This window comes from Paenibacillus sp. J22P277, from assembly GCF_059383675.1.
The window spans coordinates 497,901-512,596 of sequence record NZ_JBXENS010000004.1 but is presented as its reverse complement, the minus strand read 5'-3'; the positions used below and the strand labels follow the sequence as shown (position 1 = coordinate 512,596).

At 54.0% G+C, this 14,696-nt stretch carries 16 protein-coding genes; 15 read left to right on the top strand and 1 reads right to left on the bottom strand.

Translation table 11 applies throughout. The annotated features are described in order from the left end of the window. The first annotated feature begins 122 nt into the window (after positions 1-122). From AC50YL_RS15650 to AC50YL_RS15595, 12 genes are all read left to right on the top strand, one after another. The gene (locus AC50YL_RS15650) at positions 123-473 is read left to right on the top strand and encodes a nucleotide excision repair endonuclease (protein ID WP_494833128.1); all 351 of its coding nucleotides are present in this window, start codon (positions 123-125) and stop codon (positions 471-473) included. A gap of 328 nt (positions 474-801) precedes the next feature. Then, positions 802-1,683, top strand: a complete 882-nt coding sequence (locus tag AC50YL_RS15645; RefSeq protein ID WP_494833127.1) for an aminoglycoside phosphotransferase family protein — start codon at positions 802-804, stop codon at positions 1,681-1,683. 269 nt (positions 1,684-1,952) lie between these two features. After that, the gene (locus AC50YL_RS15640) at positions 1,953-2,174 is read left to right on the top strand and encodes a DUF896 domain-containing protein (protein ID WP_494833126.1); all 222 of its coding nucleotides are present in this window, start codon (positions 1,953-1,955) and stop codon (positions 2,172-2,174) included. A 63-nt stretch (positions 2,175-2,237) separates the two neighbouring features. Further along, positions 2,238-2,813, top strand: coding sequence for an NADPH-dependent FMN reductase (locus AC50YL_RS15635; protein WP_494833125.1), 576 nt, complete (start codon positions 2,238-2,240; stop codon positions 2,811-2,813). Between the two features lie 293 nt (positions 2,814-3,106). Further along, a complete protein-coding gene (locus tag AC50YL_RS15630) occupies positions 3,107-3,355 on the top strand; it encodes a hypothetical protein (protein ID WP_494833124.1) in 249 nt (82 codons plus the stop codon). A 160-nt stretch (positions 3,356-3,515) separates the two neighbouring features. Next, positions 3,516-4,556, top strand: coding sequence for a ubiquinol oxidase subunit II (cyoA, locus tag AC50YL_RS15625; protein WP_494833123.1), 1,041 nt, complete (start codon positions 3,516-3,518; stop codon positions 4,554-4,556). A 14-nt stretch (positions 4,557-4,570) separates the two neighbouring features. Beyond that, on the top strand, positions 4,571-6,541 hold the full coding sequence (locus tag AC50YL_RS15620; protein ID WP_494833122.1) for a cbb3-type cytochrome c oxidase subunit I: 1,971 nt from the start codon (positions 4,571-4,573) through the stop codon (positions 6,539-6,541). After that, entirely contained in the window at positions 6,541-7,155 is a 615-nt protein-coding gene (cyoC, locus tag AC50YL_RS15615) for a cytochrome o ubiquinol oxidase subunit III (protein WP_494833121.1), read from the top strand. The genes AC50YL_RS15620 and cyoC overlap by 1 nt, the downstream gene beginning before the upstream one ends. Position 7,156: 1 nt before the next feature. Next, complete coding sequence (gene cyoD / locus AC50YL_RS15610) at positions 7,157-7,492, top strand: cytochrome o ubiquinol oxidase subunit IV (RefSeq protein ID WP_494833120.1); 336 nt, start codon at positions 7,157-7,159, stop codon at positions 7,490-7,492. Positions 7,493-7,949: 457 nt separating this feature from the next. Then, entirely contained in the window at positions 7,950-8,624 is a 675-nt protein-coding gene (locus AC50YL_RS15605) for a response regulator transcription factor (RefSeq protein ID WP_494833119.1), read from the top strand. An 11-nt stretch (positions 8,625-8,635) separates the two neighbouring features. Next, positions 8,636-10,003 (top strand): sensor histidine kinase, encoded by a 1,368-nt coding sequence (locus AC50YL_RS15600; RefSeq protein WP_494833118.1) that lies wholly within the window; start codon positions 8,636-8,638, stop codon positions 10,001-10,003. A 311-nt stretch (positions 10,004-10,314) separates the two neighbouring features. After that, entirely contained in the window at positions 10,315-11,397 is a 1,083-nt protein-coding gene (locus tag AC50YL_RS15595; protein WP_494833117.1) for an S-layer homology domain-containing protein, read from the top strand. A 323-nt stretch (positions 11,398-11,720) separates the two neighbouring features. Here the strand turns inward: AC50YL_RS15595 and AC50YL_RS15590 are convergent, their stop codons facing one another. Further along, the gene (locus AC50YL_RS15590) at positions 11,721-12,470 is read right to left on the bottom strand and encodes an SDR family NAD(P)-dependent oxidoreductase (protein WP_494833116.1); all 750 of its coding nucleotides are present in this window, start codon (positions 12,468-12,470) and stop codon (positions 11,721-11,723) included. Between the two features lie 176 nt (positions 12,471-12,646). Here AC50YL_RS15590 and AC50YL_RS15585 point away from each other — a divergent pair, with 176 nt between their 5' ends. The 3 genes from AC50YL_RS15585 (at position 12,647) to AC50YL_RS15575 (ending at position 14,557) form a co-directional block, all read left to right on the top strand. Beyond that, positions 12,647-13,234: a TetR/AcrR family transcriptional regulator gene (locus AC50YL_RS15585; protein ID WP_494833115.1), complete on the top strand. Its 588-nt coding sequence runs from the start codon at positions 12,647-12,649 to the stop codon at positions 13,232-13,234. A 257-nt stretch (positions 13,235-13,491) separates the two neighbouring features. Next, positions 13,492-14,148, top strand: coding sequence for a nitroreductase family protein (locus AC50YL_RS15580; protein ID WP_494833114.1), 657 nt, complete (start codon positions 13,492-13,494; stop codon positions 14,146-14,148). Positions 14,149-14,194: 46 nt separating this feature from the next. Next, complete coding sequence (locus AC50YL_RS15575; RefSeq protein WP_494833113.1) at positions 14,195-14,557, top strand: nuclear transport factor 2 family protein; 363 nt, start codon at positions 14,195-14,197, stop codon at positions 14,555-14,557. The last annotated feature ends 139 nt before the right edge of the window (positions 14,558-14,696 follow it).

Here is a 14,696-nt window from a genome sequence, read left to right as displayed (position 1 = left end):
GCCCGTGCGCCTGCTTCTTTTTGTTTCCATGCCTCTTACGATCGTTACCAGCTCCGAATTCGTTTTACGCCAACATTCATGTTACGATATAGACCTACTATTGAAGAGGACGTGAATCGATCGTGATCAACATAACGATACCCAAACCGGACGTTACCATCACTAAGCAGCGTGATCCCCAGGTAAGCCATATTTACGGATTTACCGACTTTCACTTGATATCTCGAGAAACCGGCGGTATTTTCATGTTTTACAACAGTAAAGACGAACTGCTGTTTGTGGGCAAAGCGAGAAAGCTGCGCCCAAGAATCAAGAAGCACTTCGAAGATATGGTATCGCCAATCAAGGACCATCGGGAAGAAGTCGCGAAGATCGAGGTTTGCATCGTGGAAGGGCTGCTGGATCGCGCCATCTATGAAATCTATATCGCCAATAAATTCAGAGCGAAGTACAATGCGGAGCGAGTGCTGTAAAGCGAAGCACGACCTGCCGCGAAAAATGCACGAAGCGTGTCCCGGGGAGGACTTCGTTTCGTGCATTTTTCATTCGTACTGATTCCTTTATTACAGATGGGCATTCAACCTGACATCCTTGAATCACCAGGAGCGAACGCTTGTTTTATCATTCAGAGACCGGCAGGGTACCGTGTGGGCGTTTCCTATTTCAGCGATGGATCTATCGGGTATAATTGTTTTCTCCCGGTTTTCCGGACGATTATTTGATACATTAGAGGTAGAAAATACTCTTGGGGCATCGACATGAGTTTCGCGTTTCTAAAAGCTATAGATGGGGGAAGATGGCATGACGGACATCAATGTTTCGTTAGTAAAGAAGTTAATCGCGGATCAGTTTCCGCAATGGGCGCACCTCGCGGTCAGGCCCGTGGAATTGAGCGGTTGGGATAATAGAACCTTTCATCTGGGTAACGATATGAGCGTGCGGCTGCCAAGCGCGGAAGGATATGCCGCGCAAGTCGAAAAGGAGCAACGATGGTTGCCGCGGCTTGCATCCGCTCTTCCGCTTCCCATTCCCGCCCCTCTCGCGATGGGCGTCCCTTCCAATGAATTCGCATGGCATTGGTCGATTTATCGCTGGATTGAAGGCGAGAACGCGTCGATCGAGCGTATCGATGATTTACATGATTTTGCGGATCAGTTGTCTAAGTTCCTGACTGCACTGCAAAAAATCGATGCAAGCGGCGGACCTCCGCCCGGTCTCCATAACTTCTATCGCGGCGGTTCGGTAAGCATTTACGACGAGCAGACGCGTCATGCGATTCAAGCCCTCGACGATACGATTCATGCAAAGGCTGCAACCGCTGTTTGGGAAGCAGCCACGAAGAAAACGTGGAGCCGCCCGCCGGTTTGGATCCATGGAGACGTTCATCCGACGAATCTGTTAGTACATGAGGGGCGTTTAAGTGCGGTCATCGATTTCGGATGTGCGGCCGTAGGCGATCCGGCATGCGATCTAACGATTGCGTGGACGCTGTTTTCGGGGGAAAGCCGGGCTGTTTTCCGGGCGGGCATCATGGTCGATGAAGATACATGGTCCCGCGCGCGCGGATGGGCATTGTGGAAAGCGCTGATCACCCTTGCCGACCGAACAACCAACCATCCAATAAAAACGGAAGAGGCTAAGCGTACGCTGAATGAACTTCTTTCCGATCAGTATTTCGGCTAGACGGGACAAGATATGAGCGACGCTCGGGTGGTCAAATTTTGTGGTGAAGACATAGCGTATTCCGTATATCTACGAAATACGCCATGTCTTCGAAAGGAATTACACGGGGATGAATAAAGATCGCCCATTGACAAATGGAAATAAATCATATATCTTTAATTTAAGATAATTAATTTAAAGACATAATTATCGATGGTCAGAAAACGTCGCTTCGTAGTTTCAATCGCAACAGAGCGAGCGATCCATAAAACTTGAGGGGGGACTTGTGCATGCTTACGATACTTAAAAGAATAAATGAGCTTTCTAAACTAGAAAAAAACCAAGGCTTGAGCGAAATGGAAAAAGCCGAACAAGCCGGCCTTCGTCAGGAGTATCTTCATCAATTCCGCGGCACTATTAATAGCGTGCTCTTGAACGTTACCATTTTCGATCCGAACGGAGACGACGTCACTCCCGAAAAATTGAAAAGGGAGCAGGGCCGATTGGATTGATGCCGGTTATAAAGAGGCGAGCTTTGCATGACGCATGATAGATCACAAAGGGAGGAAACAATAATGGCGCCTGATCATCGAACGAGAAAGGTAGGACTGATCGTCGGAAGCTTAAGAGAACATTCGTTCAACCGCATGATTGCCGCAGCTATACCCGAGTTGGAAGAATCTATCGTGTTCGAATCGATATCCTTGGCGGATCTCCCCCTGTATAACGAAGATCTGGATCATGGAGACGGTCCCGAGCCTGTCCGGCGCTTCCGCGAAGCGATTACACGTGTCGACGGTATCATTATCGTTAGCCCTGAATACAACTCGGGCATTCCCGGCGTATTGAAGAACGCTTTGGATTGGGCTTCGACGCCGGGCAAAACCGCCGCGCTGCGCGGAAAGCCGACCGGGCTGGTGGGCGCGACGCCAGGGGTCAAGGGTACGATCCTGTCGCAGCAGCAGATAAGACAGACGTTAGAGGCAATTCGCGCCTACGTGCTTCCTTTTGAAAAAATGTACATTTCGCAAGTAATGGATAAGGTGGATGTGGAACGGCGCGTGTTGACGGACGAAACGACCCGCAAGTATTTGAAGCGATACGTGCAGCGATTCAGCCTTTGGATGGAGCAAGTTCAGTCCTTGGATTAAGGCGGGACGAAACAGGCATAGTGAAGCATGTAAAAGTGAGCTGCCGAGCATCCGGCAGCTTTTTCTTTATTTCCAGGATATAGCATACATTGTGGGTGACCGGAGACAAGGTATGAAGATCGAAAAATAATGCCTGTGCTCGTTCAATGCGATATCCCTCCTGTAAGCACCGCCGGGCTTACATCTCCGTCTGGCATTCCAGAATCCACGCCGCGAACTAAAATAACGTAAAGATGTTCATACTAGGAAGAACAACGTACGACAGTTACATACGATGAGGAAGTGATGCGTGCATGACGACGAAATCGGCGGCAGGACAAAAAACGGAACGCGAGGGGAACATCCTGTTCCTAACGATGAAAATCGCCGCATGGGTAGCGTTAATCGTAGGCGGGTTTTTGTGTATCTCCAATTACCGGAATTTCAGCGACAGTAATCGGCCATTAATGGCCGGCATCGGCTTTTTGGTGGGCAGCGTGTTCATTTACATGATCGGCACGGCGATCAACCTCGTCCATAAACGCAAGGCGGAATCCGAATAAACCAACTGCATAGGGATCGTCAAAGGGCTGTTTCCCGCACAACGGGAGCAGTCCTTCATTATTGCGCACGACCTGCGGCGGGAGCCGCCGTAATATTGATCCGGTCTCTTGGGAAAAATAAGTCAACCCAAGACGATGTTTAGGAGATGAGGAACTTAAGATGACTTCAAAGCTCATACGGCTGTTGACCACGTGCGGCGTCTTGGCCGGGACCGTCATGCTTGCCTCGGGTTGCAAATCGATGATCGTCTTCGATCCGAAGGGACCGATCGGCAGCCAGGAACGTGATTTGATCTATATCACAACACTGCTTTGTCTCATTATCGTGGTTCCGGTGCTCGTGATTACGGCCTGGATCATCTGGCGTTTTCGCGACAAGAAGGATAACAAGGCGCCATACCAGCCGGTCTGGTCCCACAGCACCAAGCTGGAAATCATCTGGTGGGGGATCCCGATCGCCATCATCCTGGTGCTGGCCATCGTGACCGCGCGCTACACGTACGCGCTCGATCCGGCTAAGCCGATCGCCTCCGACAAAAAGCCGGTCACGGTCCAGGTCACGTCGCTGGACTGGAAGTGGCTGTTTCAGTATCCGGAGCAAGGAATCGCGACCGTCAACTATCTGGTCATTCCCGAGCGGACGCCGATTAAGTTCGAGCTGACCTCGGACGGCCCGATGAACTCTTTCTGGGTGCCGCAGCTGGGCGGGATGATATACACGATGTCGGGCATGGCAACCACGATGTATCTTCAAGCCGACGAACCCGGTAATTACATGGGGACCGGAGCCAATTTTACGGGCCGCGATTTCGCGAAAATGGGCTTTACCGCCAAAGCGACTACGAAGGCGGAATTCGATCAATGGGTCGCAGAAGCGAAGAACGGCGGGAACGCGCTGTCCGAAGAGGGGTACCAGCAGCTGGCGAAGCCAGGGCCTTCGAACCAGATGACATACGCCTCCATACCGTCCGGCTTGTTCGGGCGAATCGTCAATGAATATTCCACGAGCCGCGGAGCTCCTCCGGGATACACCATCAAGGCGGAGACGCTTAGCGAAGAAAAGAAAGCCGAACATACGGAACAACCGGAAAGCGGTCAGCTGCCGCCCGGCAATAACGCGCAGAAGGACGCCCGCGGCATCGGCAGCTTCGGGCAATCCGATGCTAAACCGCACCCGATGCACATGAATCATGGCAAATGAGAGGAGAGGCTTCCGTGATTGATTCAATAAAGGATTTTTTCTCATGGTTCTTTGTCACGGGCGACCCGTTGATTTACGGGGCGGATGTGTCGATCGTGCTGACGACGGTGGCCATTATCTTCGTGCTCACCTATTTCGGAAAATGGGGCTGGCTCTGGCGTGAGTGGCTGACGACTGTCGATCATAAACGCGTCGGGATTATGTACATCATCGCATCGCTGCTTATGCTGTTCCGCGGCGGCGTCGATGCGCTGCTGATGCGGACGCAGCTTGCCTTTCCCGATATGAAATTCCTGTCGCCGGAGCACTATAACGAGGTGTTCACGACGCATGGCGTCGAAATGATCCTGTTCATGGCGATGCCGCTCATGTTCGGCTTATTCAATATCGCCGTGCCGCTGCAGCTGGGCGCGCGCGACGTCGCGTTCCCGTTCCTCAACTCGCTTAGCTTCTGGCTGTTTTTTATGGGAGCGATGCTGTTTAACATGTCCTTCGTCATCGGCGGTTCGGCAAATGCCGGCTGGCTGTCGTATCCGCCGCTTTCGGAGCTGACCGGCAGCCCGAGCGTAGGCGAGGACTTCTACATCTGGGGCGTGCAGATTTCCGGAATCGGCTCGCTGATGACGGGCATTAACTTCATCGTCACCATCGTCAAGATGCGCGCGCCCGGGATGACCTGGTCGAAGGTGCCGATCTTCACGTGGTCGGTATTCTCGAGCTGCATCGCGATTATCGTCGCGTTCCCGGTCCTGACGGTCACGCTGGCGCTGCTGTTCCTGGACCGCTTTCTGGGCGCGCATTTCTTCACGATGGACGGGGGCGGCAACGCCATGATGTACGTCAACCTGATCTGGATGTGGGGCCACCCGGAAGTGTACATCATCGTTCTGCCGGCCTTCGGCGTGTTCTCGGAAGTCGTGGCGGCCTTCTCGAGAAAGCGCTTGTTCGGTTACGCGTCCATGGTGTTCGCGATGCTCAGCATCAGTTTCCTCGCGTACTTTACCTGGCTCCACCACTTTTTCACGATGGGCTCGGGAGCCGACGTCAATCTCTTCTTCGCGATTACGACGATGATCATTGCGATTCCGACAGGCGTGAAAATTTTCAACTGGCTGTTTACGATGTACCGCGGCCGGATATCGTTCGAAACGCCGATGCTTTGGACGCTCGGATTCATTCCATGCTTCGTCGTCGGAGGCATGACCGGCGTGATGCTCTCGGCAGCGCCGGCGGATTTCCAGTTCCATAACAGCTATTTCCTGATCGCCCACTTCCATCAGGTTCTCATCGGCGGGGCCGTTTTCGGCTACTTTGCGGGTTTGTATTACTGGTGGCCCAAGATATTCGGCTTCAAGCTGAACGAAACCATCGGCAAATGGGCGTTCTGGATATGGAACATCGGTTTCTACGTGTGCTTCATGCCGCAGTATTTCGTCGGTCTCGACGGCATGACCCGCCGGCTTAGCTCGTACGGCTGGGACAGAGGCTGGTGGGCGATGAATTTCACGTCAACCATTGGCGGCTTCCTCATGGGACTCGGCTTCCTGTTCCAGGTCTGGCAGATCGCGCACAGCATCAAGTTTATGGAGAAGGATACGACGGGCGATCCGTGGGGGGCCCGCACGCTGGAATGGTCCATCCCGTCGCCGGCGCCTCTCTATAACTTCGCGACAGTGCCAGTCGTTACGGACCGAGATGACTGGTGGGAAGAGAAGGAGCGCATCGCCGCAGGGAAAGCGCCCAAGGCGAGGCCGGCGCTCGAGCCGATACATATGCCGAAAAACTCGTCGATCCCGTTTATCCAAGCGATCTGCTGGTTTACGGTCGGCTTCGGTCTCGTGTTTCATTGGCTGTGGATCGCGATTCCGGGCTTTATCGGCATCGCGGTGACCATGCTGGCGCATTCGTTCAACTATGATACCGACTACTACATTCCGGTGGATGAAATCAAACGTACCGAAGCAGAGGCAGGGAGGGTTGTCTAATGGCGCACGCTCACCATCCATCGTTTGCGCATGAAGGCGGCCATGAAGGCCATCACGATTTGGAGGAGCTTCGAAAATTCGGCTTCTGGATCTTCCTGATCACCGACTGCATTTTGTTCGCGACGCTGTTCGCCACCTATCTGGTGCTCCACGAGCACACGGCGGGCGGACCGGGGGCGAAAGAAATCTTCGAAATGCCCGGCGTCATCGTCGAAACGTTCATTCTGCTGACGAGCAGCTTTACGAGCGGGCTGGCCGTGCTGGCAATGAACGCGGGAAGCCGCAGGGGACTGCTGGGCTGGCTGATCGTGACGATCGTACTCGGCGCCTGCTTTATCGGCATGGAAGTGACCGAGTTCCTGAAGCTCGTAGACGAGGGGCACACGATTCATTCCAGCGCGTTCCTATCCGGCTTCTTCACGCTGGTCGGCACGCACGGGCTGCATGTCTCGCTCGGCGTCTGCTGGATCACCGCGCTCATCATCCAGCTGGCCCGTCACGGCATTACGCCGGTCACGCAGCGAAAAGTACAGATCACGAGTTTATATTGGCACTTTCTGGACGCCGTGTGGATATTCGTCTTCACGTTCGTTTACTTGATGGGGGTGATGTGACTTGGCGCAGCATAACGCTATCGGACACGGAGACCATGGCAGCCATGCCGAACGCCACGGCTCCCTCAAGGAATACGTAATCGGATTCGCGCTCTCCATCATCCTGACGATTATCCCGATTCTTGCCGTCATGGACGACTGGTTCGGGAAGACGGCGACGATCGCCGTGCTGCTGATCACCGCGATCTTGCAATTTGCCGTGCAGCTGTTGTTTTTCATGCATTTGCGGGAAGAGGAGAAACCGCGTTATAAACTCATGACCCTCATTCTCGGCCTGCTCATCGTGGTAGTCGTCGTCTACGGCTCCATTTGGATTATGGAACATAACATGTATTGAGGCATTCGATCGCCATTCCTGGAAACGGGGTTGGCTAAACCTATGCCCCATAGCGGTTCCCGAACAAAAGATCGCTTTCATCCTTCGCCTTCCAAGGATAAAGCCGATCTTTTTTTTGTTCGCAAATAAAAGGTCTATTATAGCTTTCGGATAAGTTGGCTTCGTCCCAACATCAACCACTACAGCATCCCGGAAGCGGATGATACAATAGGCCAATGCCCGGAAAGCGTGCGGTACCAAGGCAATTCCCTTCTTCATCACAAATTACCGACTGACCGTTGACCTATTCCGTGGTTCTCAGTACATTCTAATGTGCCTGCAAAGACTTTCTCATCCTCGGCGGTTTAGGATAACCGGAAAAGGAATCCAGGAGAAACGAAGTCAAAATTCCGCCAAAAGTCGTGCTGGAGCAGAGCGGCATGAAAACGGCTAAGCTTGTTGAGAGGTGAAGGATCGGTTGAAGGAACGCGTGTTGCTTATCGAGGATGAAATCGCCATGGTACGCCTGTTGCAGTTGGAATTGGCCTATGAAGGGTATGACGTCGTTGTCGCGACCGACGGACTCGCCGGTACGGACAGGGCGCTTAACGAAACGTTCGATTTGATTTTATTGGATTTGAATTTGCCCGGAATCGACGGAATCGAAGCGTGCAAGAGAATTCGCGCGGCAAAGCGAACGCCGATTATCATGTTAACGGCCAGGGATACGGTAAGGGATCGCGTGCGCGGACTGGATACCGGCGCCGATGACTACGTGCCTAAGCCGTTCGCGATCGAAGAGCTTCTGGCCCGCATGCGCTCCCTGCAGCGACGCGCGCAGACCGGAGAACCCGAGGACGTGCTGCATGCAAAGGATTTGACGTTGAACGTAACGGCGCATCGGGTCAATCGCGCAGGGGCGGAGATCGAATTGTCGCAACGCGAATTCGAACTTCTGCGGTGTTTGCTCGTGAATAAAAATCGGCTGATGAACCGCGAAGCGCTGCTTAATCTCGTATGGGGTTATGCCTACGAAGGCGAAACGAACGTGGTGGATGTCTATATTCGGTACGTCCGCCTGAAAGTCGATGACGGATACGCGGATAAACTGATTCATACCGTGCGGGGCAGCGGCTATATCTTGAGGGACTGAGGGTGATGAGCATGAGCGCATGGACGTTCTCCCGCAAAGTCAGTGCATCCATTGCCGCAGCTGCCCTTATCGTCGTGATGCTCACGAGCGGATTCGTATATCTGACATTCAAGCAATGGACGGAACGTCAAGAGGCCGCTCTGCTGGATTCGAAACTCGAGCAATTCGAGCTTCGGATCGGCGAGGTGACCTTTCTGCCCTCCTTGCTTCAACCGGGAACGGGCAGCGATGCAGGCAACTTGTTTAAGCCGGATTTATCGGCTTTACTCGCGGAGCTTGATGTGGGGCAACGGCTTGAAATGGTAGCTCCGAGCGGCGAAGTGTTGGCTGAGGTCGGTAGTGAACTATCGGCGAAGAAACCTGCGCATAGGGCTGAACGAGATTTGGACTTGCCTGGATACGGCTCCGTAAAACTGCGCCTAACAGAAGATCGGGAGCATTCCCGCAGCGCAACGGCCGAACGGGAGGTAGGCAGACTTCTCCTGTTCGGTTTATGGATTGCGGCCGCAATGGCTATCGTTGCGGGGGGAATCGCGGCCCGCTCGACGTTGAAACCGATTCGACGCATGATTCGCGAGGTGCGGAGCATCAGGGCCAACGATTTGTCGCAGCGGCTGCATTTGCCCGGCGCCCGGGACGAGCTGTATCAATTGGGGGAAACCTTCAACGAATTTCTCCATAAGCTGGATCTTTCTTTCGAGCAGCAGCGCCGTTTCGTCGCGGATGCCTCGCATGAGCTCAAAACGCCGATCGCCATCCTTGAAGGGCATACGCATATGATCCAGCGGTGGGGCAAAAAATCGCCGGACGTGCTGGATGAGTCATTGGCGCTCATGATGAACGAAACGGGAAGGATGAAGGAGCTGATCGCACAGCTTCTCCTGCTTGCCGAAGCGGAAGAAGGCTTGCCGGTCGAAACCGCGGAGGCATGCGATCTCAGGATGACGCTGCGTGAATTGCTGCCCCAAACCGTGCACGTCAATCCCGAAGTCAAACTGGATTACGAGGATGATCCGAGCGGGGCTGCCGCTCGGATCCGGATGCCCGTTAGCGCCAGCTATCAAGTGCTGCGCAATATCATAGAGAATGCGCTGAAGTATACGCCCAAGGGCGGTACGGTAAGCATCGGACTTCAAGAACAGGAGGCGCAGGTGACCGTGACCGTAGCCGACACGGGAATTGGAATATCCGCCGAACAACTGCCTTATATCTTCGATCGATTTTACCGGACGGAGAGCTCGCGCAGCCGGACGCAAGGGGGATCGGGTCTGGGACTTGCGATCGCCAAAACAATCATGGCGCGTTATGGCGGATCGATCGCAATCGACAGTACCCTGGGACAAGGCACCAAAGTAACGTTGCGTTACCTCAAAAGCTGAAGGGAGTCCGAAATTCAGCCGTGCGGAAATTTTGCCGCGAAATGAATGATCGAGTGTGGGGGCCGGAAAAGGCTTCTTATGGTTCGCTGATGACCGCCCGGGTTTGGGGCGGTTTTTTATTTGCCGGAAGTTCCTCCGCTATCTCAATCTGCGTGATGCCTTCTCATAAAACTCTAATGTGTTTGCAAAGTCTTTCTCATCCGCTGCGGTTTATGATAAGACCAATCCATGAAGCGGGAGGAATGGAAATAAGCAATTAATCAATGCATTCCCGATCAGCACATAAGAAAGATACAAAGGAGAGATTGGACATGAATAAAACATCGATGGTGAAAAAAAGCCTGATTACGGGCATGGCATTGGCTATGGTTATCGGGGGCTCGACTGCTGCATTCGCTCACGGCAACGATAAGGACAAGACGCAAGATAAGTCCGGCAAAGAAAAAACCGCGCAACAATCCTCGCAAAATCCGGCTGTTTCACAAGAATCGGGTTTCCGGCAGCAAGCGGAGCCTTCGGCGGAAAAGGCCGAGTCGATCACTCGCGCGGACATGATCGAATCGATTAACCGTGCATTCCGGCTTACGGAAAAAGCGGAGATTGCCTTTTCGGATCTCAGCAGCTCGGATTCGGCGTACGAGCCAATCGCAATCGCCGTAAAGGCCGGCTACGTGAAGGGCTACGCGGATGGAACGATTCGTCCGAACCAGCAGACAACGCGCGAGGACGCGATAAGCATGGTCGCCAGTCTCGTGAATCTAAAATTGAACGATATGAAAGGGCTGGACAAGTACACGCATGCGGCATTGGTCTCGGCATGGAGCACGCCGGTCATCGCTGCTGTGCTGAATGCAGCGTCTATGAATGGCGGCAGCCTCGCGCCGAAAGCTGAGTTTACCGGCGCGCAATCGGTCACGCTGCTTGAAACAGCGCTGGCATTTGCGAAAGATCTAGGGATCGCCATCCCGGAAACGCCGCCGACCGGCACGGGCACGGAAACGCCGTCGACCGGCACAGGCACGGAAACGCCGCCGACCGGCACAGGCACGCCGCCAACCGGCACGGGCACGGAAACGCCGCCGACCGGCACGGGCACGGAAACGCCGCCGACCGGCGGACCAGAGACGGAAACCGTAAAAACGTATGCTGCCGCAGGCGTATATGGTCCGGAGTCAGGCACGGAAACGATCAAAGGCAACGTGGTCGTATCCGCTCCCGGCATTACGCTGCGCCATCTCGTAATCGAAGGAGATCTGACGATAACGGCCGCCGTCAGCGACGGGGATGCGTACTTCAAAAACATGACGGTAAAAGGTGTCGTTTACATTCAAGGGGGAGGCGTAAATTCCGTTCACTTCGAGGATTGCGAATTGGCGAGCGTCAAAATGTTCTAACGCGCTGGCTTTGACGGGCGGGCGCATGGATAGATTCACCGCATCAGCCAATATTCGACTTGTAAGAAAATTGTAAGGAAAATGAAATCTGATCTTTAACTTGTCTTAAGGCGGCAAGGCTATACTTGAAATCGACCCCCCTTTTAGTATATAGCCTTAGACCCGCAGGCAGTTGCCGCGGGTCTCTTTTTTTTGCAAGTCGGACCTGCCGGACTCGCATTCCCGAAGCTGACGATAGACGGGATTCGGGCGTGCATGGTCCGATGGCTGATCCCGTGGATGTTCTGGCCTCGACTCGCTTCGGGCGGCGATGAGCCGTGGGGTTACGCCCCGTAGCCGCCGTCGACGTTCAATACCGTACCGGTAACGTAGGAAGCCTCCGGACTAACCAAGAAGAGGACGCCGGCCGCGATTTCCTCCGGCCGCGCATACCGGCCAAGCGCGGTCGTTGCATTGAAATGAGGCGCGAACGGACCGTCGGCCGGATTCATTTCCGTATCGACGTAGCCTGCTTGCAGCACGTTAACCGTGATGCCTTTCGCCGCCAAGTCGCGAGCGGCGCCGCGGCTGTAACCCGCGATCGCGGATTTCGTCGCGGTGTAGTCGGCAAGGCCCGAGAACCCTGCGCGCGTACCGACGCCGGAGCCGATGCTGACAATGCGGCCGCCTTCGCCCATCACTTTAATCGCGGCACGGATAGCGGCAACGGGACTGTTAAAATTGATGTTCAGTTGACGATCGAATTCGGCGATGCTGTTGTCCGGATTATCGATCGGGGCGAATACGGTAACCCCGGCATTGTTGACGAGGATATCGAGTCTGCCGAATTTCGCGACAACCGCCTGCACCAGCTCCTCGGCGGAAGACGGATCGGCTTGATCCGCTTTGAAAGCAGCCGCGCGAACGCCTTTGGCCAGCAGGTCCCGAACGACGGCTTCTGCCTGCTCGGCCGATTTTCCGTAACTGATCGCCACGTCCGCGCCTTGATCGGCCAGCGCGCGAGCCGTCGCTGCGCCGATTCCGCGAGATCCTCCTGTCACTATGGCAACTTTACCCGAATATTTTTTTGTCATGTCCGCATCTCCTTTAAAGCTATTTTTGTAGTGCTCGCTAAATATATATCAAGAGGCTGAATGTTGTCAAACGTAAATCGCGCGAAGCGTCCTTGCTTGACATTCCGCTGCCGAATGCGATTCAATAAGGTCGTATGCAGATTGCATGGCGCAAAAAAAGGATGGAGGCGATATCTATGGCAAGGGGACGTCCCCGCGTATTTAATGTCGATATCGCGCTGGACCGCGCGCTTCATTTGTTTTGGCGAAAAGGGTACGAGGGAACATCCGTGGCGGATTTGACGGAGGCGATGGGGATTAATGCGCCAAGCTTGTACGCTGCCTTCGGAAACAAGGAAGAGCTGTTTCGCAAAATTCTCGATCGCTATGCCGAAGGACCGGCCGCATATATGAGGGAAGCCTTCCAACAACCGACCGCCCGCGGCGTCGTGGAATACCTGCTTTACGGAGCTGCCGAGGCTACGACCAATCCCGAGACCCCGCTCGGGTGCTTGACCGTGCAGGGGGCGCTATCCTCCGGCGAAGCCGGAGATGCCGTCAGGCATGAATTGAATGCCCGCCGCGCGGGGGGAGAAGCGGCGCTCCGCGACAGGTTCGAACAAGCGAAGCAGACCGGAGAGCTTGCCGCGGATGTCGACACGGAACAATTGGCGTGCTTCTACGCGACCATCTTCCAAGGGATGGCCGTTCAAGCGGGAGCCGGAACGAGCCGCGAAAAGCTGCAAGCCATCGTTGCGAATTCCTTGCGGCTTTGGCCTTCCTAACATGCGCAAGCAAAAAGATCAGCCCATCCGCGGGCTGATCTTTTTTGCTTGCTCGGCAACAATCGAATCCATTTCGCATCGCGAGGATGCAAAACTTCGTTTGACAATTCATGCTTGGCACTATATATTTAGTGAACGTTACAAAATTAAATTCCTTGAAGCTCCGCCACCAAACCGTTGTGCCGTTGATCCGGCGCAGCCGAAACCTCAACCGCGAGCCGTATGCTTTAACCAATAATCCGAAGGAGTGTTCCGTCATGAACCTGCAATCCCAAGCTTCACGGCTCCATGCGCTATCTTCGATCATGCATGAACGACGAGCTGTCCGCACGTACGATCCGACCTTCCGCCTATCCCGCGAAGAAATCAAAGCCATCCTGACCGATGCGATACAAGCGCCGTCCGGAGTCAATCTTCAGTCCTGGCGTTTTCTGGTCATCGATGCCCAGCCGCTGAAGGAGAAACTGCTTCCGATCGCATTCAATCAGAAACAAGTCAAAGACGCGTCTGCCGTCATCGCCGTTCTTGGCGATTTGGAGAGCTACAAAAAAACGGAAACCATCTATGAACGAACGGTTGAAGCGGGTTACATGACGGAAAGCGATAAACGAAGGAAAGTCGAGAATACGCTGAACATGTATGCGTCCTTCCCATACGAGCTGCTGAGCAAATACGCGTACATCGACGGCGGGCTGGTATCCATGCAGCTCATGCTTGCGGCAAAAGCCAGAGGGTATGATACGGTCCCGATGGCGGGTTACGACTTGGATGCCTTCAAAGAAGCCTTCGGTATCGGCGAACGTTACGTCTCCGTCATTCTGATTGCGATCGGCAAAGCTTCGAAAGAAGGCCATCCGTCGATCCGGATGTCCGTCGAGGAAGTAACGAGCTGGAATGAAGCGTCTTTTGAATGAAGCGGCGAATGCCGATGAATACTGAATATGCAAGGAGTGAATCCGCATGCGTTCTACGGAAGCATTAATCGACATGCACTTGGCGATCTGGAGCGAAACAGATCGGGAGAAGCGAAAACAAGCCATTGATGAAGCGTATGCCGATACCTGCGAAATTCTCGATCCTTTTTATCCTGACGTATTTCGGGGACGAGACGCGCTGATGCGTTTAATCGACGACGTTCAAGCGAAATTTCCCGGTTTCGTATTTACGAAGAAAGGGTTGGATGCGCATCATAACGTAATCAAGCTTAGTTGGGGTTACGGTACGGAAGGGAACCCCGATGCGGTGACCGGCGATGATGTCTTCGTCACGGATGGGGGATACATTCGGTTGTTGTATATCTTCATCGATAAACCGCAGGACTAATTCTACGCGGCGAACAAAGTTGAGCTATTCCATCCATTACGAATCGGAAAGGCTGCCGGACCGGCAGCCTTTTTGGCTTGGGCAGCGGCATGCGCGCGGGCAATTTCCGCCTAACGATTGGAAAAAACGACAAATCGTT